The sequence below is a fragment of the Paenibacillus sp. A14 genome (genome assembly GCF_036864815.1).
GTDB lineage: Bacteria > Bacillota > Bacilli > Paenibacillales > Paenibacillaceae > Fontibacillus > Fontibacillus sanfengchensis.
The window spans coordinates 15,231-38,000 of sequence record NZ_JBAGJD010000015.1 but is presented as its reverse complement, the minus strand read 5'-3'; the positions used below and the strand labels follow the sequence as shown (position 1 = coordinate 38,000).

The following is a 22,770-nucleotide window of genomic DNA, read 5'->3' as shown; positions in this document are numbered from 1 at the left end:
AACCATGGAAGCGGTTGCTTAAAATTTTCCTTGCCTAAGCGGAAACATCTGGAGTATATTATTGGCAATCGCATAAGGGATACGGGGGCTTGAGTGAATCAGGCTGAGATGGCAGCATATTCCGCTGCGGACCGTTAATCTGAACTGGATAATGCCAGCGTAGAGAATCTGTCGTCCGAAATGCATGCTTTAGGATGTATTTCCCTGTGACTTAGCAGCCGCCTGAGCTTATTCAGGCGGCTTTTTTGTTTTATCCCGAACGATATGTTTACGAAAAAGGAGAGAGGTAGAGCATGAATCAAAATGGAAAAGAAAGCATTCAATCGACCCCGGGGGGTACGGCAGCAAAAAAAGGTTTGAAGCTGAGCGATATTCTGGTCACCGTGCTCGTTTCTTTGGTGATCGGGGTCGTCTATCATTTTTGGAGTTCCGTTTACAGCCTGGTGCCTCCGGTATTTTTTCAAGCGGATGAGCTTGTTTACGGCATGTGGTTTATTGCGGCGACGCTTGTGTTTCTGCTGATTCGCAAACCCGGGGTCGCTTTGCTGGCGGAGGTGGCGGCCGCCCATGTGGAGATTTTGTTCGGCAGCGAGTGGGGAATCCAACTCGTTCTCTACAGCGTTTTGCAAGGACTTGGAGCCGAACTGGTCTTCGCTTTGTTCCGCTACCGCAACTATTCGGGGACGGTGGCGGCCATAGCCGGGGTCGGATCGGCCATAGGTTCGCTCATTCCCGATATCTACTACGGTTATGTGGCAGACTATGAAACCTGGATGCTGTTCGCCAAATATGGCATGCGCGCCATAAGCTCCATGTTGTTTGCCGGGTATCTGGCTTATGCGCTGGCCAAGGCGGTCGAGGCCACCGGGGTTACGTCGCTGCTCCGTCCCGTTACCGCCAAAGACGTGGCGGCATTGGACGATTGAGATGGCCGGCCTGAAGGTGGATCTCCTGCCGGCGGATGAAGCGGAAACGCCGGTTTCCGAGCCGACGGCAGTAGAGGTAAGGGACCTCCGGTTAAAGTTCCCCGGCGAAGAAGCGTTTGTCTTCAAAGATCTAACGTTTCGGGTGCGGCGCGGCGAGAAGCTGCTGCTGCTCGGACCAAGCGGCAGCGGGAAATCCACCCTCCTGCAGGTGCTTTCCGGCATGATCCCCGAGCTTGTCGATGTCCCTTTGCGGTATTCGGAACGGGTGCTTCCCTCTTCCTGGGGCATGCTGTTCCAGGACCCGGACACCCAGTTTTGCATGCCTTATGTCGATGAGGAGCTGGCGTTTGTGTTGGAAAACCGGCGTGTGCCGCGTGAAGAAATGGTGCCGCGGATGCTGGATGTCCTGAGGAAGGTGGGACTCCGGCTGAAAGAGCTGCATGTGCCGATCGACACGCTGTCCCAAGGGATGAAGCAGCGGCTGGCCCTGGCGTCCATTCTGCTGATGGAGCCGGAGGTGCTGTTTCTCGACGAGCCGTCCGCCCTGCTCGATCCGGATGGACGGAGGCAGATCTGGCAGGCGGTGCGGGAGGTGGCCGAAGCGCGGACGCTGATCATCGTTGAGCATCGGATTGAAGAACTGCTGGAGCTGGAGCTCGTCGACCGGGTCGCCTTGTTTGGTCCGGAGGGCCGTCTGTTGGGACAGGGAACCCCGGAAGAGCTGTTCCGCCATTACCGCCAGGAGCTGCTGGCGTACGGGATCTGGCATCCGGGGGTATGGAACGGCTATATTTCCGCTTTCCCGGAAGCACATGGGCGCTGCATCCCGAAGGAGTGTGAGCGGGTGGCGAACCCGCATGAGCAAGCGATAGTCGTCCGGGGGCCGGGGCAAGTCGCGGAAAAGCCGGGGCAAGCCGCTCCGTTGACGCGGAGGGAAGCCGTGGAGCAACCCGTCATCGTCCTGTCGGACTTTCGCGGATTTCGCCAAGGTCGGCCGGTCATCCATGCCGGGCAGGCTAGCGTATACCCTGGGGATTTTATCGCGGTGACGGGGCCGAACGGGGCGGGGAAAAGCTCCTTGTTGCTTAGCCTGATGGGACTGCTCCCCTCGGAAGGGAGCTATCGGCTGTCCGGCAGAGACATGAGCTGGAGCAAGCTCCGCAAAAAGTTTGTTCAAGCCGCCGCCCGGGAGATCGGTTTTGTGTTCCAAAATCCGGAGTTTCAGTTTGTCGAGAACCAGGTAGCCAAGGAAATCGCCTTTTCCTTGCAGGAAGAGAAGACTGGTGCGGAAGAAGTATCGCGCCGGGTCGATGAGGCGCTGATCCGATTCGGACTCGCCGGTTTGGAGATGCGCCATCCGTATCAGCTGTCGCTCGGGCAGAAGCGGAGGCTGAGCGTGGCGGGCGCCGCCGTGCTGCAAAGACCGGTGCTGCTGCTCGATGAACCTACTTTTGGGCAGGATGCGGTGAATACCTTTGCGATTTTGGATCTATGCGAAGAGCTTCGGCGTGAGGGGACGGCTATCCTCATGGTCACGCACGAAGAAAAAATCGCGGAGACGGTCGCCACCCGGAAGTGGGAAGTGAGAGACGGGGTGCTGACCGACTGCGGATTGACGGAGCGGAGCGGGATGCGGATGGGGATGTGGCTGGACGACGCCGATCCGGCTTCCGCTCTGGGAACGGACATCCCGAAGGGCGAAAGGGTGAGCGTATGATGAAAGGCCTGTTTACCCCTTCGTACCGGACCTGGATGCATCGCGCCAATCCGGTTCTGAAGCTGGGAGGATCGATTTTGCTGTTCTTTGTCGCCCTGTTTACGCATCGCCCCGATTTTATGCTGTACCAGGCCGTCGTGTTCATTTTGCTGTTGTTTTGGCAAAGCGGATATGTGTTCTGGAAAATCCTTTTGGTGGTCCTGTCGTTCTTGCTGGTGTTTGTCTCGTCTTCCTCCACCATGATGTTGTTCGGCAAGGGGGAGACGCTGTGGTGGGAATGGGGACTTATCCGGGTCACGGAAGAAAGCTTTTACCGGGGGATCCATATCGGGCTCAAGTCGGTCACTTTGGCTGCGGAGGGATTGCTCTTTGTTTTGACCACATCCTCGGTGCGCTTATTCTACGCTTTGATGCAAAATGCAAAGCTTCCATCCAAATTCGCATACAGCTTCATGGCGTCCATCCGTCTTCTTCCCATGGTTTGGGAGGAGCTCCTTATCCGCAAAAATGCGCTGCGAATCCGGGGAGCACAGCGGCTGCGGGGCCCCCGCGGATGGATGGCGGCGATCCAGCTGTACGCGGTGCCGCTGCTCTCCCAAAGCATCCGCCGGGCCCACCGGGTGGCCGTGGCGATGGAAGCCAAAGCGTTCGACGGCCAAGGAGGAAGAACCTACTATTATCCCTCGGTCTTCACGCGGTTCGATCTGTTGATCGCCGCGCTTTTGCTCGGCGCTTTAGGCCTGGCGCTGCTGCTCGGCGGCATGCTGCCGGTTTTCCATATTGCGGATATCAGAAGCTTCTATCCGCAGTAATCGGGATTATCCCAAGCTGGCGGGACATGGTCCAACTTCTTCGTCATTTGCTTCATCCCGAAATATAAAACGGCTGCCCCATTACAGGAGGCAGCCATTTTGCTGTCCGGGCTCCCGGTCACCGCGGGGAAAACGGGGGTCATAAGCCCCGCTGCTCCAGCAAGTAGCCGGCAAATGCCACGGGCTGAATGTAAGTCTCCTTCCAGGTTTTTTCCATCCCGGCTTTGCGGAAACCGTAACGCTGGTCTCGACCATTGCATTCTATAAAGTAAGGATGGCCTTTGGAGGTAATCCCGATATCCATCCCAAGGTCTCCTAGCAGCGGCAGACTGGAGGATAGGCGTCGAGCCACCGCCAAGGCCAGCGCCTCCACATGGTTGATGATGGCGGGCACGAGATGCGCCGGGAGTACCGAGGGCAGCAGTTCCGTCGCGGGATAAGCGCCGCCGCCTCTGGCGATGTTGGAGACGAAGCTGCCCGGCGGCGCGGCTTTGGCGAAGAGGCCGGTGACCGTCCAGGTGCCCCGAAGCCCGCGCTGCACGGTTACGCGAAGATCGACGGGACGGCGTTCCACCTCCGCCAGCGGGATGCGCTCCTGGATCAGGTAAGGAACCGGGAGCCTCTGGCGTCTGAACCAGGCTGCGGCATCCTCCCGCTTCAGGCGGGTGGACGGCTGCGGAAAGGCTGCCTTTTTTGAGGAGGAATACAGAACCTCCCACACGCCGCCGGCGTCCCGCAGCCTCATGATTCCCCGGCCGACCGATCCGCGGACCGGTTTCAAAATAAGGTCGGAATACCCTCTCATCATCGTCTGCAGCGAACCGGCCGACGCGGTTACCGTTTCGGGCAGGTAGGGGCGCAGATCGGGATCGTTCCATAAAATCCGGTGAATAACGTCTTTCCCGTAACGATTATTCGTGTTGAATACGATTTTTCCCCGAGCGCTTAACGCCGCCAATTTGCGAAAGGCGATCTGTTCGCTGTACAGCGCCCGGTTATGAATGACGGACGGGATGGGCATGACGGTTTTGGCATAGTCCCGGCCGTTCCAGACATAGGCGATGCATTTGTTTTGTCTTAAGTCCATATCCCCGAGACGAAGAAAACAGGGGATTAGTCCGTATCTCCGTGCGGCTTCTTCATAGTTGCTAAGCGACTCCTGACCGGTCTTTCGCCGGGGGATCCCCCTGTACATGCTGGAATTAAGCAGAATACCGACATGGTTCTGTCCCATAGGTGTCTCCTCCTCGATACGGCTTCTTTTTTTACTATATGTGGTATGGGCCGGAAAGCGTGGACGACTGTACTCCGGCGGCAGCCTGTTTTCATATGTGCGGTCCGTGGCGGGGGCGCGGGTTTATGGATAAAGGATCTCAAAAGGGGGATGAAAATGGCAAATCGAAAGGTGGCGATCGTTACCCCGGGGTCCTTCGTCATTCCTTCCGGGCGCAGCAGCTCGGTGGAGCGGGTGGTGGAAAAGGTGGCGCCTCTGGCGGCCGGGCTGCTTGATGTGCGGATCTACGGAGTGGCCGGCTCGGGGCTTCCGACGAGAGGAGAGGTAGCCGGTGTCCCATGCTGGCGGCTGCCGGGAGGATCACGGTATATCCCTTCCATATTACACCACTTGAGAATATGGCGGCCGGATACGGTGGAAGTCCACAACCGCCCCGCGCTGGCTTACCGGTTAAAGGCAAAACTTCCGCACACCCGGGTTCTTCTCACACTCCATTCGACGACTTTCATTTCGCCGCCCCGCCTTCGGTCCGACCGGGCTTTACGTTATTTGGAAGCGCTGGACGGCCTGATCGTGAACAGCGATTATCTGAAGCGGGAGGTCCGCCTGAGGTTCCCTTCCCTCGCCAGGGAAATTAATGTCAACCCGCTGGGAGTCAGTCTCGATGATTTCGTTCCCCGCTGGACCCCGGCGGGAGAAGCGCTGCGGGAGGCCAGGTTGAAGGATTTCGGCTGGGAAGGCGCCAAAATCGTTTTGTTCGTCGGCAGGCTCATTCCTTCCAAAGGGGGACATCACCTGCTCATGGCCTGGGAGGAGATCGTGAAGGCGGTGCCTGAAGCTATTTTGCTTATTATCGGCAGTGCATTTTACGGGGATGACCGGGAGACGGGATATACGAAGAGGCTAAAGGCGATGGCTGCGACCTATGGCGGTTCGGTCCGTTTTCTGCCGTTCGTCCCGTATCCGAAAGTGGCCGACTGGTACAATCTGGCCGATGTTCTCGTCGTCCCCTCGGGGGAGGACGAGGCGTTCGGTCTGGTCAATGTTGAAGCCATGGCTTCGGCCGTTCCGGTGGTGGCGGCCCGGGTCGGGGGCATTCCCGAAGTCGTGGCCGACGGGAAATCCGGATTGCTTTATTCGCCGGCAGCCTGGAGAGAGCAATTGAGCGAACGCGTAGCGCACCTGCTCGAAGACCGGGATTTACGAAGAAGAATGGGCTGCTTCGGCAGGGAGCTTGCCAGGGAGCATTTTCGCTGGGATCATACCGCGGAGCGTTGGGTCCAACTGATTCGCGAGAGCTGAATATAACGGGATTCCTGCCTTCTACAGGAGTCTGGAGGTTTAAGGCGCGGGGATGTCCCCCGCGTCTTTCTTGTGCAGAAAGGTAGCCGTGCGGCTGTACGTTTGCCGTTGCAACCCCTCGGAAGCGACATACACTGAGGTATATGCTCAGTATAAACAGGACTGGGAGGTGACAGGTTTGATTCGTAAGCGAACATCCCGCATCCGAACGATCCGGAAAAAAACGATTCGTCCAAAAAAGCGGAAGCCGCTCGTCAATCATCCCGAGCCCCTGGTTTCTATCATTATTCCGGCCTTGAACGAGAAGGCCACGCTTCCGGCTGTCCTGCGTGAAGCGGGACGGGTTCATCCGAGAAGCGAGACGATTGTGGTGGCGAACGGGTCGACCGACGGAACGCCGGGTGTGGCGCAGAGGCTCGGCGCCAAGGTCATTTGGAGTCCGGACCCGCTCGGCCATGACGTGGGGCGTCGGGTGGGGGCGGAGGCGGCCAAAGGCCGTGCGCTCCTTTTCATTGACGCCGATATGGTCATTCCCGCCGGGCAGCTGCGCCCCTTCGTGGACGCCGTGCTTGAAGGCGGTGTAGACGTGGCACTTAACGGGTATTCCGGGCCGACGGACCGGCGGGAACCCCACCCGGTGGTCATCGCCAAGCATGTGCTGAACGCCTGGCTTGCCCGCCCGGACCTCCGGGGCGCCTCGTTGACCGCGGTCCCCCACGCGCTAAGCCGGAAAGCGCTGGAGACGATCGGTTTATCCGCACTGGATGTGCCGCCTCTGGCGCTGGCGCTGGCGGTGACCCGCGGGTTGGAGGTCCGGGCGATGCATACGGTTCAGGTGGGCAAATTAAACCCCCGCCGCCGCCGGAAGGGCCGACGCGATCTGCTGACCTCGCTGGTTTTGGGGGATCACTTGCAGGCCATCCACGGGCTGATTCGGGAAAAGGGCCCAAGGGGCGGTTATGACGATCTTGGACGATTGCGCGATAAGGTTAGGTGATCACATGAACCGCAAGGGATTTCGCCGGACCCCGCCGGCATACCGTGCCCATGGCACGGGACGGAATCGGAAAGGACCCGGCCGAACTCCGCTGCAAAAAAAACGCGCGGCGCCCGATGAAACCGGACGGCGGGGACGGATGGAAGCAGCCGCGAGAAAAGCAGGTTTTATGGCAGGCTCCCGCAGCGCCGCTCCGGAAAGCTGCGGACGATCGCTCCAGGAGGCCTTTAACGATTGGTTTTCCACAGCGGCCGAGCCGCGGGAGGGGAGCGGATGGGCCCGGGAAACCACGGACTGTGCTCTTGCTTTTCGTCAGGGGTATTCCCAAGGCTCGGGCATTCTTTGGAAGGAGGTCCCGCTTCCGCTGAAAAACCCCGCTTCGGCGGTCGTCACCGCAAGCAATGAGGAGAAGACATTGTCTCTCGTGCTCTCCGAACTGGAAAAGCTGCCGCTTCAGGAGATTGTTGTGGTGCTCAATGGCTGCACCGACAGGAGCTTCGAAGCCGTTTCCCGCCATCCTGGGGTGCTGAGGCTCAACTTTCCGATGCGTCTCGGCCATGACGTCGGCCGGGCGGTCGGAGCCAAGGCGGTTCGAGGGGAAACGATCCTGTTCGTCGACGGTGATCTTCCCGTCCAGGCCGAGGAACTGGCATCGTTTCTGCTGGCTGTCGACCGTGGGGCGGATATGGCGTTGAACGATATTTCACCCTTTCTCCCGCCCTTTTCCCAACATGATGAGGTAACCCGAAGCAAAACGTTTCTCAATCTGTCGCTGGGTCGCCCGGATTTGAAGGCCAATTCGCTGACGGCGGTGCCTCATGCCCTTTCCCGAAAGCTGCTCGACGCCATCGGAACCTCGGCCTTGGCCGTTCCCCCGAAAGCCCAGGCTCTGGCGATAGCCGGCGGCTTTGAGGTAACGGCTCCCGCCGCGGTCAACGTCCTGCGCAAAAACCGGATACGCGCCGGGAATACGGGCGCCGGGAACGCTGTGGCGAAGCTGATCGTGGGCGACCATATCGAGGCGTTGGGGACGGTGATGCAATGGAAGGGAATCCGGCTCGATACAACGCGGCTGTCGCGAAGCGAGCTGGCGAAAGCGAGGAATTTTAGATGAGTGAGTTCGGTCTGACCAGCATTATCATTCCTTCCTATAACGGGCTCCATCTGCTTCGTTCCTGCGTGGAGTCGATCAGGCGCCACACGGAAGTTCCTTATGAAATCATCATCGTGGACAACGGCTCCTCCGATGAAACGGTGGCTTACGCGGTGCAGGAGAAATTGGCGCTGTTTGCACTTCCCGGGAACAAGGGATTTCCCGAGGCCTGCAACCGGGGAATGTCGATCGCCTCAGGGGATCAACTGCTCCTGCTCAATAACGATGTGCAGGTGCAGCCGCGCTGGCTCTCCAACATGTTGGCGGCGCTCTGGAGCTCCGGGAAGGTGGGACTTGTCGGCCCGGTCACCAATTTCGCCAGCGGCCAGCAGCAAATCGATCTGCCGTGGTCCGGAGAAGCGGATTTTACAGCGCTCGCGGAGCGGTTGAACCGGTCGGATTCTACGAAATGGCAGGAGGTCCGCCGTCTTATCGGCATGTGTCTTTTAATGAAGCGGGAGGTGCTCGAAAGAGTCGGCTATTTGGACGAACGCTTTTCACCGGGGCATTATGAAGATGATGATTACAGCTACAGGGCAAGACAGTATGGTTACAAGCTGCTCGTATGCGGGGATACCTTGGTCTACCATGCGGGGAGCGCCAGCTTTAAAAACGAGAATCCGGAGAGCTGGAACAACCTGATCAGGAGAAACCGAAAGCTGTTTATCGATAAATGGGGAGTGGATCCGTGGGAGCTCATGTAGTCCGAAATCCTGGGGAAACCCGCCCCCATATCAAGGAACTTCACTGGGAGGGAAACTCATGAAAGGTGTGATTTTGGCGGGAGGCACCGGTACACGTCTATACCCGCTAACCCGGCTGATCAACAAGCATCTGCTTCCTGTCGGGAATCATCCCATGGTTAGTTACGGGATAGAACGGCTGCGTCAAGCCGGAATCACCGATATTCTCATGGTGATCGGAAAGCAGTCGGGTGGATTGTACACCCAATATTTCGGGAGCGGGGAACATTTTGGAGTGAACTTGACTTACCGGGTACAGGAATCGGCGGGGGGCATCGCGGAGGCGCTGGAACTGGCGAAAGGATTCATCGCTTCGGGCGAAAAATTCGTGGTTCTCCTGGGCGACAACCTGTTTCTGGACGACTTGACGTCCTACGTGGATAAATTTAAACGGCAGCCGCCGGGCAGCGCCAGGGTTTTGCTTAAACCGGTAAAGGATCCTCAGCGGTATGGGGTTCCGGTTTTTGACCCGGACCGTCCGGATCTGATCTCCTATATCGAGGAAAAGCCCCAGAACCCGAAATCGAATTATTCGGTCACCGGTATTTATATGTATGACGACGCGGTATTCGGGTGGATTCAGGGAATTAGCCGGTCCGCGCGGGGAGAATTGGAAATTACGGATGTAAACAATCGGTATGCCCGTGACGGAAAGCTGGAATACGACGTATTGCAGCTGTGGTGGGGAGATGCCGGGACCTTCGAATCGCTGAAGGAGGCCGCCGAGCATATGAAAGGGGTACTGCCCTAACAAAGGAAGGGAGGAGGATGTGGATGCGAGCCAGACACCCCAGGGGGCTACCCAGGCTCGGCTCGCGGCGCCGCCCGGGACGAAGGAAGCCCGGCCTGACCGCAGCGTGGCGCAAACATCGCCGCGCCGCAAGCCGCAGGTCCGGACGGAACCGGAACGGGAGTCTCCGGGCCGGCTCGCGGCAAGGAAGCGGGGCCTGGGGCCGGAGGAAAGAGCAGGAGGGCGGCGCTTTAACGGAAGCGGCAAACCGCGAGGGGGGAGCAGGAGCTGGCGGCGCCGGGCCGCCACCGCCCTCCGATCCGCCCTCCGGCATAACCGCCGGCCTGCCGCCGGACGGGTCTTCCGCATCGGCTAACGGCAAGAAGTTTGCCCTGCTGGAGTCGGTCAGGGCCGAAGCCTATGATGAAGGTTACCGTCAGGGACTGTTCGACGGCGGCGAAGCGCGGGTGGGACGTCAGCTTCCCCGTCATATGATCCTGCCCGAGCTTGGACTGGATGACGTAATTTACGCGGGGCTGGGAGCGCTGTCTTCCTTGTTGGTACGGCTCAAATCACCTTCCGAAGTGTATGACGCCTTCGATCGGGCTTTGCTCGCGCGAAAACCGCTTTCCCTCGTCCGCTTGGGCGACGGAGAACTGCTCACATTGGCTCACGATACCGTCCTCCCGGCCGAACTGGTCAAGCGGTACGGTTCGTTTCTCCCCTATGCCGGGGTTCATTTGCCGGATCCTGCGGCTCGGGAGGCGCTTGCCGGCGCGCTGCGCCGAGCCGATGTGATCGGTGTGCCGGAGTCGAGGCACCCTTTTTTTCAAGGTCTGCTGTTTCCGGTTCTCCGGCATTACGGCCTGAATTATCGAACGCTGATGATGACGTCATCAACGATCAATTATGCGCTGAATGAGGAAGGCTGGCTCCGAAGACTGATTGCCGGGCGCGGCTTGCTCCTCGTCGGCAACACCGCGCCGGCTTTGGCCGAGCGGCTGTCGGGCGAAGGCTTCCGGATCAGTGGCGTGATCTCCCCGGTCAACGGGGTCCATGACGCAAACCGGGTCGTCAGTCAGGCGGCGGGGATCGAATTCGATCTTGCCCTCGTGGCCGCCGGCATCGCCGCCGTGAGCGTGTGCGTCGGCATCGCCGCCGAGTGTGGAAAGACCGCGCTGGATTTCGGCCATCTGGCCGACAAACTCGTGAGCGGGGAGGTCCCGTTGAATTGATGAATGGAGGTGGAGGGCCGGATGCCGGATCGACAGGCTGATTTTCACAGAGGATATGAAGCGGGGTACGCCAAAGGGGTCGCGGCAGGGAGGCAAGGCTTCGGCGAGCGTTTTGACGGGGTCAGCATCATTATCCCCACTTTCAACAAGAAAGAAATGCTGCTGGAATGCCTGGACAGCATCGAGGCGTTTACCGATTACCCCTACGAGCTTATCGTCGTTGATAACGGGTCACGGGACGGTACGGCGGAGGAACTGCGGAGGCGGCGCGGTCCGCTTCGCCTTGCCGTTAACCAGGCCAACCTGGGATTTGCCCGCGCGGTCAATATCGGCCTGATGATGGCCAAGGGGCGCTATCTGGTTCTGCTGAACAATGATGTGCTGGTTACGGAGCGATGGATCGTCCAACTGTTAAGATGCCTGCGGGAATCCCCGGATGCCGCCGCCGTCGGTCCGGTTACAAATTACATTAGCGGCGAACAGCAGATTGAGACGGCGTACGGCGATATCACGGGAATGCGCGCCTTCGCGGCCGCCCATAACCGGAGCGATCCGGGAAAGTGGCGTGATGCGGACCGGCTAGTTGGATTTTGCCTGCTTTTTCCGCGGAGTACTTTTGAACAAATCGGGTATTTTGACGAGGGTTATGAACTCGGTAATTTCGAGGACGACGACTGGATTCTCCGGCTGCGGCTTCAAGGGAAAAAGCTGAAAATCGCCGGGGACACCTTCGTTCACCACTATGGGAGCATGACGATGAAGGAACTGGGCGAACGGAAGTTTGCCGAGGTGAACGTCAAGAACGGCGGTTTTTTCGAGGAAAAGTGGGGCCGAATCCATGCGTATTTGTCAAGCCGGGAAGAGGGGCTGAGGTCAGGCGGAAGTTTCCTGCGCATGCCCGATTTTTATCCGCCATTCTGCTGGGTCCGGAGCGCTACGGGACGGATTTACTGGCTTGAAGCCGGTACCCGCAGACTTCTGGCCCCGCAATTGATGACAGGGAGCATCCGAGAGCAGGCCGTGCGGTTGTCCGTCGTTGATCTGCTGCAGATTCCCGTCGGGCCCGAAATTTCAACCCCGGAGGAACTGTTTGGCTTGCAGCGGAAGCAAAGGGAGCAACTGGCGGTATTTCAGGATGCGGAAGAGCGACTCTATATAAACGACCGGGGAACGCGCCGGGAAATAGTTTCGGCCTATACCAGCCGGGTCTGGGGGCTGCCGCTGCCGTCTTCGCCTTCACCGGTTACCGGCCCCGGGTTGTCCGAGTTACCCGAAGGCCATCCGGTTTTGCCTCCCGTCGTTCTGGCATCGGATGTGCTGTAACCCAGAAGGGCGAAGGAACGGCCCCGTTCTTTTCGGCATATGTTAAAAAAGGATCGTACCGGCGGAAGGTCATGGTTCCTGCGGGGAAATCCGAGCTCTTAGTTGGAGGAATCAGGATGGAGCAAAAAATATCGGAGATCATCGTTCATATGTCAAATTCCCACCAGCAAATGGCGCGAATCATCGATGCCGAACGGGAAGTCGCCGTCCGCATGGCTCAGATTGTGCATGCCATTCCTGATGGGGAACCGGCTTTCGATGGAACGCCGGGCTTGCTGGAAAATACGGGTCGCGTAAACAAGAGCGTGATCTCCTATTTGAATGCCATTGCGGATCTTCAGGAGGCCATGGCCGAAAATCTCGGCCTCGTTCTGAAGGAGATTCGGGGGCAGGAGGAAGAGTAGGATGAGGATTGCGGGGATGATGGGATGAGCAGAGAACAGGCGTATTTGCAAATACTGGACGCCGCCTCCAAAATCCAGTGGAATGTCGCGATGATTTTGGAAGCGAAGGCGGTGGAGGCGGAGAAGGTTCGCAACTGGATATTGAATCATGTGCACGCGCACAGCTTCGAAACGCATGAGAAGCAGTTATCCGACCCGCTGGATGTCCATGAACAGCTCGTGGAGGTGATCGAGGGGCTCACCAAGCTGCAGAACGGATTGTGCAGCAATTTAAAGACGGTTCTTCCTCCGGAAGAAGAGGAATCCGGGGGGGACGAAGGCGGTTTTGGCGGCTTGTTCAGCGGCAACTTTGACCTGGAGGATTCGGACAAATGACCTGGAACCTTCAGGAAGAAGAAGCAGTGAAACTCAAATTAATCGAGTCGATTGCGAAAAGCCAGATGGCGATGGCCCGCATTCTGGATAGCTTGGCCGATGTCTCCGTCCACTCCGGGGAAACGGCCCGGCATTTGGCCGCCAATATCTCCATTCTGGCAAAATACCAAGACGCGATGGCGCGGACGGTATGCGGCATCCGCGTGCATCGGGTAAATTACGGAACTCCTTCATCGCCATGGATTATGAACTTGTGCTATCCAGCAGCATCCGCTACCCGAGGAGAACAGGAGGATCAGTGAAAACATGACAACGATGACGAAATTGCGGCGGAGACGCCGGCTTAAAACAAGAAAGCTGGTTAAGGGACGGGTGCCCAAGCGTAAACGGCTTGTGCGGCGCAGCCGGAGGCTTGGCCTGCAGCGGGTACGCAAAAGACAGCTTCGGCGCAAACGCCGCCAGTATTCGGCTCCCGCTCCCGCCCCCGCTCCTGTCGCACTTCCGCCCGTTCCGGAGCAGCCATTGCCCCAGAGCGTGCCCGCCGCTCCGGAACCGCCCCCGCCGACGCCGACCGCCGTTCCGGAAGATCCGGCCGCTTATGAACAGGCCTACAACGAAGCGTACCAGGAAGGATTCAATTCCGGCTTTGCCAAAGGATATGAAGACGGGCATACGCTGGCTTATACCGAGCGCGTTTAGTCCGGCTATCGGCAGCGTTCCGTCAGGGAGCCCTCTATTCCGATCATTTCGGGATAGGGGGTTCTTTATTTTTGGCCTATTCAGGCATTCGCCAATTTCTCAGGCTACCGGGTAGTCGTCCATGATGCACGTGTCCGTGGAGCATATATTTATAGGGACCCAGGAAATAAAAAAGGATAGGATGAATGCCTTGAACAACGTAATGGATGAGAGATCCGGAGACGAATACCGGGCCGGTTATACCGAAGGCTACCGCTTCGGGGGATGCAAGGCGGTTCTCGCCCGCATTCCGTATTCCCCCATTCTCAAACGGAACCTCCGCGTGCTCTATGTTCAGCAAGGGTTTGATGCGATCGACGGTGGTGTGGCCGAGGCGCTTCGAACGATTACGGAAGAATGCATAGTGGCTTCCCCCGATACGATGCTTCAGGCCGCCGCCAGCCACCGTCCCGATCTGGTGCTTGTCATGAACGCGCTGCATGTATTCCCGGAGAACCATGCCGATCAGATTGTGCAAATTCGTCAAATGGGGATCCGGACGGCGGTTTGGTTCGTGGACGATCCTTATTTCACCGAAGATACGGTACGTCTGTCGCAATATTACGACGCCGTATTCACCCACGAACTGGAGTGCGTCCCGTTATACCGGAAAGCCGGGTGCGGGCACGTGCACTATCTGCCGCTCGCCGCGGACCCTGCACTCTTTCGCCCCTTGCAGGTTTCCCGGGAGCATCAGTATGACATCTGTTTTATCGGCAACGCGTTTTGGAACCGGGTGGAGCTGTTTGACCAATTGGCGCCGTACTTGCAGGGCAAGAGAGTATTGATCGCCGGAGGACATTGGGATCGTCTTCCTAATTATGAGCCGCTGTCTCCTTTTATTCGCAACGGGTGGATTCCCGTGGAAGAAACGGTGTCGTTCTATAACGGAGCCAAGATCGTGATCAATATGCACCGGCCAACCGACGCCGGTCACGACAACCGCAACTCCCACAATGTGCCGGGTTCCTCAATCAATCCAAGAACCTATGAGATCAGCGGATGCGGAACGCTTCAGATCACCGATATCCGCCAGGATCTGACCACCTATTACCGGCCCGGATATGACATCGAGACGTTTCAGGACGCGGACGAACTTCGGAACAAAATCGAGTACTATTTGACCCACGAGCACGAACGGCTTCAGATCGCTTGGCGGTCTCTCTGGACGACGAGAAGATATCATACGTTCACCGACCGCCTCCACCGGCTGCTCGGGGCGGTGCTAGCCTGAGGGCGGAAGCTTTGGCAAAAATAACAGAAGGAGTGACGAAATGACCACAATAGTTTATTCGCCTGCGGGCGGGGAACTTCTGACCTCCCAGGAGCGGGGAAGACAAAACGGGTTGAGAGACGGATACTTCGAAGGATACTTGCGGGGGCGCTCCAATGCGATTGTGGAGAAGGTCAAACCGCAATTTCCGTTCCGTCCGGTCCGAGTGCTATATGTCGGTTCCGGCAAGGGCTTTCCTTACTCGCCGATCGATGAGGCCGTAATATCCACTCTGCGCCAGCTGACCGCGGAGACGATCATCTGCGATTCGGGCGTTCCCCTGCCCGAGCTTGCGGCTTCAACCCGGCCGGATCTGGTGCTCGTCCTGGACGGAATGGAGCAATCGCTGGAGCAAATCGATCAGGTGCGTTCGCTCGGCATCCGGACGGCCGTATGGATGACCGACGATCCATATTACACCGACATCACTTTTTCGATGGCTCCCCATTATGATTATGTGTTCACCCTGGAACGCAACTGTATCGACTTATACCGCTCCATGGGATGCCCTAATGTACATTATTTGCCGTTTGGAGCGTTTCCCGATCATTACCGGCCGATTGTAACGCGGGTGCCCGATACTCGGAACGTCGGCTTCATCGGCTCCGCTTATTGGAACCGGGTGAACTTCTTTCAGCCGATCATCGGGCCGCTGATGGATCGGGGGTTGAATATCAACGGGATCTGGTGGGACCGTCTTCCGGAATACGAAGCGTATTCCGACCGGATCGAGCTTGGCAAATGGATGGGGCCGTTAGAGACGTCGGGAGTATATGGCAGCACGAAAATCATGATCAATCTCCATCGCTCTCCTTTTGAAGATGATACGAATAAGAACGCGGCCGGCATTACCGCGGTATCTCCGAATCCCCGAACCTTTGAAATATCGGCTTGCGCGACGCTGCAAATGGTGGATGCCCGGGACGATCTGGCCTCCTTCTATGTGCCCGGCGTGGAAATCGAGACGTTCACGTCGCCGCAAGAACTGCTTGAGAAAGTGGATTTTTACCTGACCCATGAAAAGGAGAGACAGGAAATCGCCCTCCGGGCCCTGGAGCGAACGTATCGGGAGCACACGTACGGCAACCGGATCGACGAGATGCTTCGCATAATCTTCGGGTAACTTTGCGCGAAGACGGACCTGATCAGGGGGCGGCAGATCCTCACAACGATTCAGAGGTGATCGAAGATGTCGGAACGAAAAAAGCTGATGCTTTTTTCACATGTATGCAATACCCGGAGTATTACGGGCGCGGAAAAACTGCTCTTGTTTCTGGCCAGGAAGCTGTCGCTCCATTTCGATTGCGTCATCGTAGTTCCGCAGGAGGGTATCTTGTCAAAACTCGCCGGGGAATACGGCATCCGGGTCCTTTATTATGAGACGCCTATGCTTTATACCATGTGCGCCCCCGACGCCCTTCTGAACCGGGATGCCCAGCGATTGAAGAGCCATCCGGCCACGGCGGGACTGGCGGGCCTGCTCGTTCAGGAAGCTCCCGCTTACGTGTTCGTCAATACGAGCGTGAACATTGTGCCGACGATGGCCGCAAAATCCCAGGGAATCCCGGTCATCTGGCACATTACGGAGATCATCCGGGAGAATGCCCATACGGATGGGGCCGTGGCGATTATCGATCGATACAGCGACTGGATTATCGGGATTTCGGAAACCGCGGTCCGCCCTTTTCAAGGTAAGCCCGCGGAATCCAAAGTAAGTCTGCTGTACCCCTCCTGGGGAGAGGAGTTCCATCCGGACCAATGGCCCCTCAAACGGCTGGCCAAACGGAAGGCTTGGGGCATCTCCGCCGATGCGAAGGTGATCGGCTATATCTCTTCGTTTCTGATCGCCGAGAAAGGTGCGGATCATTTCGTCGAAGCGGCGTCGCGGCTGGCGAAGCTTCACCCGGAGTTGTATTTTGTCGTAATCGGAGGCGAGGTGGACCGGACCTACTACGTCTCCCTCCGGAAGACCGCCGCCGATTCGGGACGGAGCGCTCAGTTTATCTTCATTGATTACGAGAAGGATATCGAAGGAGCCTATTCCGCGATGGATATCGTGGTCATCCCGAGCCTGCTCAGCGAAGGGTTCGGTATGACGGCGATGGAAGCGATGATCTTCGGCAAACCGGTGGTGGCTTATGCCTCCGGAGGGCTTCGGGAAATTCTCCAATTTACGGGAAATGAGCGGTACCTTGTACCGACCGGGGATAAAGAAGGGTTAACGGCCAAGATTTCGGAACTGCTGGAACTGCCGGATGCATTGCAGCAAGTCGGTTTGGAAAATCAAAGGCGAGTGGAGTCGATATTCGGCTCGGTGGCTTATGAGAACCGGTTGCTCAGCATATTGGGACATATTTCGACCCTCTCCGGGCAAATCGTTCCGATCGAGGAAGTTTTATATACTGCTCCGGAGGATTCTCCGCCTTTGCCTGAGCCGATCGGGCCCGTACCGTCAGCACCGGAGCCGGCGCCGCGAAATCGGCGGCGCCGGAGGGGGAGACGCGCCGGATGGCTGCGAAGGAGAAGGGCCCGTTCCTCCGCAATCCGGAGGGCAAGACGAAAACCGCGACGGAGCCGCCGCGCGGTGAGGCGGCGGCGTTCCCGGCGCAAAGCGTCGGCCAAAAGGTAACCGTAAAGGCAGACTAAACCATTTAACTTCAGGGGGTGGGAATTAAGGTGAAGGTCTTGACGATCCTGGGGACGCGTCCGGAAATCATCCGCTTAAGCCTGATTATTCCCTTGCTGGACCGGTATGCGAGCAAACATGTTCTGGTTCATACGGGCCAAAACTTTACGGCCAGCCTGAGCGGTATTTTTTTTGAGCAGCTCGGTCTCCGTTCGCCCGATTATGTTTTGCAGGACCGCCAGGCTTCGCTCGGCGGGCAACTGGCGGCGATGTTCTCCCAAGTGGAACGCATTTTGCAGCAGGAGCAGCCGGACCGTGTGCTGGTCCTGGGCGATACGAACAGCGCCTTGTGCGCCATCCTTGCGGAACGGATGGGCTATCCTGTCGTGCATATGGAGGCGGGCAACCGCTGCTTTGATTTGGAAGTGCCGGAGGAGAAGAACCGGAAAATTATCGATGCGATCTCCTCTATAAATATGCCATATACAGCCCAAAGCAAAAGCCATTTGATCGCCGAGGGCTATCCGAGCCGAAACATCGTACTGACCGGCAATCCGATTTACGAAGTGATGCGCCATTACGAGAAAAAAATCGCAAGCAGCGACATTTTGGAGCTTTTGAACCTCAGGCCCGGCGACTACTTCCTGGTGACGACCCACCGGGCGGAGAACGTGGATCGGCCGGAGCATTTACGCGAAATCATGTCCGGCTTAAATAAGGTGGCCGAGACTTACGGGCGGAGGCTTATATGCAGCATCCATCCCCGCACCCGCTCCAAAATCGCAAGCGATTTGCGGATGGAAATGCATCCGCTCGTTGAATTTCACGAGCCCTTCGGCTTTTTTGACTTCGTCCGGCTGGAGGAGCAGGCTTCCTGCGCTTTGACCGACAGCGGCACGGTGCAGGAGGAATGCTGCATCATGCAGGTTCCGACGGTCACCTTGCGCAGGACGACCGAACGTCCCGAGACCGTGGACTGCGGAAGCAACATCGTTTCCGGTCTGGATGCCGAGCGTATCGCCCGGTCGGTGGCGCTCATGACGGAGATGGATCGGAAGTGGGAATGTCCGGAGGGATACCTGGCGGAAAAGGTGTCGGAGAAGGTTGTTAAATTTCTGCTTGGAGGGAAACGGCATGTTTGAGAATAAACGTATTTTGGTAACCGGGGGTACCGGTTCCTGGGGACATGAGTTAATTACGCAACTGCTTCCGCAGCAGCCCCGGGAGGTGATCGTCTTTTCCCGGAACGAGTCCACTCAAGTAGCGATGAGCCGCCAATTTGAAGATGACCGGTTGAAGTTCTGCATCGGGGATATTCGCGACAAAGAGGCGCTCATCCAGGCCTCCCAGGGCGTGGATTACGTGTTTCATCTCGCGGCCTTGAAGCATGTGCCGGTGTGCGAGGATCAGCCTTACGAAGCCTTGAAAACGAATGTCATCGGGACGCAAAACGTGATTGAAGCCGCGATTGCCAATGAAGTGGATAAGGTGATCTACATCTCTACGGATAAGGCGGCGAATCCGTCCAACTTTTACGGAATGACCAAAGCGATCGGGGAGAAGCTGATCGTTTACGCCAACCTGCTCCGCAGCAAAACCCGCTTTGTCACCGTACGCGGCGGCAACGTGCTCGGTACGAACGGCAGCGTGGTCCATCTGTTCAAGAGTCAGATCCGTCAAAAGGGGCAGGTCACGATTACGGATATGAAAATGACCCGCTTCTTCCTGACGCTCCGCGACGCGATATCGCTCTTGTTTAAAGCTTCCGTGGAAAGCGTCGGCGGCGAGATTTTCGTGATGACGATGCCGACTTGCCGGATTGTGGACCTGGCGGAGGTACTGATCGAGGATTCGGGTGTGCTGGGTGTGAAGATTACGGAAAGCGGCATTCGGCCCGGGGAGAAAATTCATGAGATTCTGATGAGCGATTTCGAAAGTATGACGACTGTTGTTTACGATGACGCCTATCTGGTCATTTTGCCGACGCTGAACATCCCGGGCTTGCGGGAGCATTACCGCCATTGTTCTCCGGTTTCTTTCAGCAGCTTCAGCTCGGAGCATAATCTCATGTCCAAAGAGGATATCCGGGGCATTTTGCGGCGCGGGGGGTTCCTGTCATGAAGCTGCTTGTTGTCGGGGGGAACGGAATGGCCGGCCACGTGCTGGTAGACTATTTCCGGCGCCAGGGACGACACCACGTGTTTTATACGAGCCGGGATCCGAAGGATCCCCAAGGGCTCTACCTGGATGCGGCCGACAGCTTTATGGTGGAAAAAGTAGTCGAAACCGTCCGTCCGGATATCGTAATTAATGCGGTAGGGGTGCTCAACCAGTTTGCCGAGCGGGATAAAATCAACGCCTACCATATCAACGGTTTTCTGCCGCACCGCCTGCAGCGGGCGGCGGACTTGACGGGCGCCCGGCTGATTCATATCAGCACCGATTGCGTTTTTGAGGGAACGCGGGGCGCCTACAACGAGGAGGATGAGCCGGACGGCCGCAGCGTGTATGCCGTAACGAAAGCGCTCGGGGAAATCCGGGCGCCCGGCCATTTAACGATCCGGACCTCGATTATCGGTCCGGAAATCCGGACCCGGCGCATCGGGCTCATGAACTGGTTCATGAGTTCAAGCGGCGAGGTGTCCGGGTATACGCGTGTCATGTGGAACGGGGTTACCACACTGGAGCTGGCGAAGGCGGTCGATGCGGTGATGGATTCGTCCCTCTCCGGGCTGATTCACCTGGCCCAACCGGCCCCGGTCAGCAAGCATGATCTGCTTTTGTTGATCCGGGAGACCTGGAATCTTAAGCATATCACCGTCGTTCCAAGCGATACGCCCGTCCAGGATCGGACGCTGGTATCGACCCGCACCGATTGGACCTACCAAGTCCCTCCTTACCGGGAGATGCTGAAGGAGTTGGAGAGATGGATGAGAGAACGCAAGTACTGCGCGGCAAGCTGATTCTCATCACGGGCGCCTCGGGATTTACCGGACAACATGCCTGCCGCTACTTTTCTTCCATAGGCATGAGGGTGGCCGCGGTGGTGCGGGAGGATCCCGGGCAGGCGAACCAGGGCGGGGTCACCTACCACCGCTGCGACCTGCTATCGTCCGAACAGGTTCGGGAAACGGTGAGCCGGATCGGGCCGGATTACGTTTTGCATTTGGGAGGCAAAAATTCCGTGCCGGAGTCATGGAAAGACCCGATTCTTTACATGGAATCCAACGTGCTCCCCGTTTTGTATTTACTCGACGCGCTGCGGGATCATCCCGATTGCCGTACGCTTTTGGTGGGATCGCGGTTATCCGGGCCGCCGATTTCTTCTTCCTATCGTCCCCACCATCCTTACGGGCTGAGCAAAAGTTTGCAGAAGCTGGTCGCGCTGTCCTGGAAAGAGCTGTTCGGCCAGAACGTCATTCTGGCCGAACCCGGCAATTTGATGGGCCCCGGCCGTTCGACGGGCTTCTGCTCGCTGCTGGGCGGCCGCATCGCGCAGGAGGAAAGAGGAGGGGGGAATCCCCCTTTTCGCGTCTCCTCCCGGCAAGAACGCAGGGATTTCCTGGATGTCCGGGACGCCGTAAGGGCCTATGCCTTTTTGCTGGCTCATGGTTCAAGCGGGGAAATCTATCAGGTTTGCTCGGGAAAGCCCAGAACGCTCGAAGAAGTGACGAACATGATGATAAGCCTTTCAGGCAGCGGGATGGCGGTGGAATGGGGGGATAGCCCGACGGCCGATTCCACGGCCGAGGCGATCAAGCCGGAGTATCTGGAAAGGATAGGATGGGCCCCCCTCTTCTCCCTCCGGACTTCCCTGGAAGATATAATCCAATACTGCCGGGATACGGAGGAAGGAGGAGAATGAGATGCTTCCCGTAGTTACCATCGTCATTCCTTTCTACAATTGTGCCTATATCGATCAGGCTATACAGAGCGCGCTGAACCAAACTTATAAGCCTTTGGAAATCATCGTGGTGGATGACGGTTCCACCCGGCATGTCGACCGTCTTGCCCCCTATCTTTCTTCCATCAGTTATTTGGGGAAAGCGAATGGTGGCACGGCCACGGCGCTGAACCACGGCATCCGGCATGCTTCAGGCGAATATATCGCCTGGCTCAGCTCGGATGATTTGTTCTACCCGGATAAAGTTGCTCGTCAAGTAGCATTTATGAGAGAGCAGCGCGCACGAATTTCACATACGAATTTTAATTATATCGATCAAGCCGGAAAAGTGACTGAGTATCATGTTTCTCCGGGTTTCAAGGCTATGACCGATTTCTACCGCAGTTTTTTGAATGCGAATCCTGTTAACGGATGCACGGTGATGGTGAAGAAGGAGTTGTTTCAGGCGATCGGCTTGTTTGACGAAGGGCTTCCTTATACGCATGACCTTGATTTTTGGATTAGGGCGATTAAGAGCGGCACGTGCTTTCCGTTCTTGAACGAAACGCTGACAGCCTACCGCTGGCACGATGCTATGGGGACGCTGCGGCATCAAGAGAAGGTCATGCCGGAGTACTTGAGCACGCAAAGCCGTTTTAGAGAAGCGATAATTCAGCTATTGTCACGAACGGATATATAGCAGTCTATCAAATCAAGAAGTTAATCTACCTCCTTTCGCCCCTTTTGCTATTCTTAGAGAATTCGTCCAACCCTTTTCTAGCACACTGCATAGAATAGGACTAGAAAGGAGGTAGAAAACAAATGCCAAACTTTTTAGTAGACAGTCAGCTTTCTCAGAACGCTTCGTTCGCGAATGCCATTTCAGAACCGGCGTCAACGACGCCGGCGCTGTTCGGCACGCTCGGGTTGGACACGTCGGAGGCAGGCCCCAACCTGCGTGTCCATTTCAGCGCTACCGTTACGCTGAGCGCCACCATCGCCATTCTTGTCCCTGTAACGATCACGATCAACCGAGTTATAGGTGGTGTTTCGACAACGGTCTATACGGCCACCAAAACGTTGCCGGTCGGAACGCTGCTGCTGACGACGGATGTCATTACGATTAGTGGTATCGACATCCCGCCGGCTGCTGATTTCATTAGCTATCGAGCTTTTGTCAGCATTCCAGCGGGCTTGGCCGTCATCCCGAACCGGGTTGGTCCGGAAAGCTTCCAGGCTGTGGCCTATTCCGACTTGCCGACCCCTGTTTAACGCATTCCCCAAAGAACCGCCGGGATC

Annotated in this window: 24 protein-coding genes; 23 read left to right on the top strand and 1 reads right to left on the bottom strand. The window is 57.3% G+C overall.

Features of this window, described 5'->3' with window-relative positions:
• Positions 1 to 293: 293 nt before the first annotated feature.
• The 3 genes from V4U88_RS24255 to V4U88_RS24245 are packed head-to-tail and all read left to right on the top strand — an operon-like array spanning position 294 to position 3,455.
• Positions 294 to 926, top strand: coding sequence for an ECF transporter S component (locus V4U88_RS24255; RefSeq protein WP_334075778.1), 633 nt, complete (start codon positions 294 to 296; stop codon positions 924 to 926).
• Position 927: 1 nt separating this feature from the next.
• Positions 928 to 2,643: an ABC transporter ATP-binding protein gene (locus V4U88_RS24250; RefSeq protein WP_334075777.1), complete on the top strand. Its 1,716-nt coding sequence runs from the start codon at positions 928 to 930 to the stop codon at positions 2,641 to 2,643.
• Positions 2,640 to 3,455, top strand: a complete 816-nt coding sequence (locus V4U88_RS24245) for an energy-coupling factor transporter transmembrane component T family protein (RefSeq protein WP_416367291.1) — start codon at positions 2,640 to 2,642, stop codon at positions 3,453 to 3,455. Before V4U88_RS24250 ends, V4U88_RS24245 begins: the two co-directional genes overlap by 4 nt.
• A gap of 139 nt (positions 3,456 to 3,594) precedes the next feature.
• On the opposite strand, the gene V4U88_RS24240 is transcribed toward V4U88_RS24245, so the two are convergent.
• The gene (locus tag V4U88_RS24240) at positions 3,595 to 4,689 is read right to left on the bottom strand and encodes a YheC/YheD family endospore coat-associated protein (protein ID WP_334075776.1); all 1,095 of its coding nucleotides are present in this window, start codon (positions 4,687 to 4,689) and stop codon (positions 3,595 to 3,597) included.
• A gap of 156 nt (positions 4,690 to 4,845) precedes the next feature.
• Between V4U88_RS24240 and V4U88_RS24235 the strand changes: the two genes are divergently transcribed.
• The 20 genes from V4U88_RS24235 (at position 4,846) to V4U88_RS24140 (ending at position 22,743) form a co-directional block, all read left to right on the top strand.
• A complete protein-coding gene (locus V4U88_RS24235; protein ID WP_334075775.1) occupies positions 4,846 to 5,991 on the top strand; it encodes a glycosyltransferase family 4 protein in 1,146 nt (381 codons plus the stop codon).
• Positions 5,992 to 6,169: 178 nt separating this feature from the next.
• Positions 6,170 to 6,988, top strand: a complete 819-nt coding sequence (locus V4U88_RS24230) for a glycosyltransferase family 2 protein (RefSeq protein ID WP_416367292.1) — start codon at positions 6,170 to 6,172, stop codon at positions 6,986 to 6,988.
• 4 nt (positions 6,989 to 6,992) lie between these two features.
• Positions 6,993 to 8,102 carry a glycosyltransferase gene (locus V4U88_RS24225; RefSeq protein WP_334075773.1) on the top strand — a complete coding sequence of 370 codons (1,110 nt, stop codon included), beginning with the start codon at positions 6,993 to 6,995 and terminating at the stop codon, positions 8,100 to 8,102.
• Entirely contained in the window at positions 8,099 to 8,845 is a 747-nt protein-coding gene (locus tag V4U88_RS24220; protein WP_334075772.1) for a glycosyltransferase family 2 protein, read from the top strand. Before V4U88_RS24225 ends, V4U88_RS24220 begins: the two co-directional genes overlap by 4 nt.
• 58 nt (positions 8,846 to 8,903) lie before the next feature.
• Positions 8,904 to 9,635 (top strand): sugar phosphate nucleotidyltransferase, encoded by a 732-nt coding sequence (locus tag V4U88_RS24215; protein WP_334075771.1) that lies wholly within the window; start codon positions 8,904 to 8,906, stop codon positions 9,633 to 9,635.
• 23 nt (positions 9,636 to 9,658) lie between these two features.
• Positions 9,659 to 10,849, top strand: coding sequence for a GT-D fold domain-containing protein (locus V4U88_RS24210; protein WP_334075770.1), 1,191 nt, complete (start codon positions 9,659 to 9,661; stop codon positions 10,847 to 10,849).
• A gap of 21 nt (positions 10,850 to 10,870) precedes the next feature.
• Positions 10,871 to 12,172, top strand: a complete 1,302-nt coding sequence (locus tag V4U88_RS24205; RefSeq protein WP_334075769.1) for a glycosyltransferase family 2 protein — start codon at positions 10,871 to 10,873, stop codon at positions 12,170 to 12,172.
• A gap of 116 nt (positions 12,173 to 12,288) precedes the next feature.
• Positions 12,289 to 12,576 carry a nucleoside-diphosphate sugar epimerase gene (locus V4U88_RS24200; RefSeq protein ID WP_334075768.1) on the top strand — a complete coding sequence of 96 codons (288 nt, stop codon included), beginning with the start codon at positions 12,289 to 12,291 and terminating at the stop codon, positions 12,574 to 12,576.
• A gap of 24 nt (positions 12,577 to 12,600) precedes the next feature.
• A complete protein-coding gene (locus V4U88_RS24195; RefSeq protein ID WP_334075767.1) occupies positions 12,601 to 12,951 on the top strand; it encodes a restriction endonuclease subunit S in 351 nt (116 codons plus the stop codon).
• Entirely contained in the window at positions 12,948 to 13,253 is a 306-nt protein-coding gene (locus tag V4U88_RS24190) for a hypothetical protein (RefSeq protein WP_334075766.1), read from the top strand. The genes V4U88_RS24195 and V4U88_RS24190 overlap by 4 nt, the downstream gene beginning before the upstream one ends.
• A gap of 4 nt (positions 13,254 to 13,257) precedes the next feature.
• A complete protein-coding gene (locus V4U88_RS24185; protein WP_334075765.1) occupies positions 13,258 to 13,650 on the top strand; it encodes a hypothetical protein in 393 nt (130 codons plus the stop codon).
• Positions 13,651 to 13,840: 190 nt separating this feature from the next.
• Positions 13,841 to 14,923, top strand: a complete 1,083-nt coding sequence (locus tag V4U88_RS24180) for a CgeB family protein (RefSeq protein WP_334075764.1) — start codon at positions 13,841 to 13,843, stop codon at positions 14,921 to 14,923.
• Positions 14,924 to 14,963: 40 nt separating this feature from the next.
• Positions 14,964 to 16,085: a CgeB family protein gene (locus tag V4U88_RS24175; RefSeq protein ID WP_334075763.1), complete on the top strand. Its 1,122-nt coding sequence runs from the start codon at positions 14,964 to 14,966 to the stop codon at positions 16,083 to 16,085.
• Positions 16,086 to 16,151: 66 nt separating this feature from the next.
• Positions 16,152 to 17,591 (top strand): glycosyltransferase family 4 protein, encoded by a 1,440-nt coding sequence (locus tag V4U88_RS24170; protein WP_334075762.1) that lies wholly within the window; start codon positions 16,152 to 16,154, stop codon positions 17,589 to 17,591.
• Positions 17,592 to 17,638: 47 nt separating this feature from the next.
• Positions 17,639 to 18,730, top strand: a complete 1,092-nt coding sequence (gene wecB, locus V4U88_RS24165; RefSeq protein WP_334075761.1) for a non-hydrolyzing UDP-N-acetylglucosamine 2-epimerase — start codon at positions 17,639 to 17,641, stop codon at positions 18,728 to 18,730.
• Positions 18,723 to 19,709 carry a polysaccharide biosynthesis protein gene (locus tag V4U88_RS24160; RefSeq protein ID WP_334075760.1) on the top strand — a complete coding sequence of 329 codons (987 nt, stop codon included), beginning with the start codon at positions 18,723 to 18,725 and terminating at the stop codon, positions 19,707 to 19,709. The genes wecB and V4U88_RS24160 overlap by 8 nt, the downstream gene beginning before the upstream one ends.
• On the top strand, positions 19,706 to 20,551 hold the full coding sequence (locus V4U88_RS24155) for a dTDP-4-dehydrorhamnose reductase family protein (RefSeq protein WP_334075759.1): 846 nt from the start codon (positions 19,706 to 19,708) through the stop codon (positions 20,549 to 20,551). Before V4U88_RS24160 ends, V4U88_RS24155 begins: the two co-directional genes overlap by 4 nt.
• Positions 20,515 to 21,453: an NAD-dependent epimerase/dehydratase family protein gene (locus V4U88_RS24150; RefSeq protein ID WP_334075758.1), complete on the top strand. Its 939-nt coding sequence runs from the start codon at positions 20,515 to 20,517 to the stop codon at positions 21,451 to 21,453. Before V4U88_RS24155 ends, V4U88_RS24150 begins: the two co-directional genes overlap by 37 nt.
• A gap of 1 nt (position 21,454) precedes the next feature.
• Positions 21,455 to 22,171, top strand: coding sequence for a glycosyltransferase (locus V4U88_RS24145; RefSeq protein WP_334075757.1), 717 nt, complete (start codon positions 21,455 to 21,457; stop codon positions 22,169 to 22,171).
• 122 nt (positions 22,172 to 22,293) lie between these two features.
• Complete coding sequence (locus V4U88_RS24140; RefSeq protein ID WP_334075756.1) at positions 22,294 to 22,743, top strand: hypothetical protein; 450 nt, start codon at positions 22,294 to 22,296, stop codon at positions 22,741 to 22,743.
• The last annotated feature ends 27 nt before the right edge of the window (positions 22,744 to 22,770 follow it).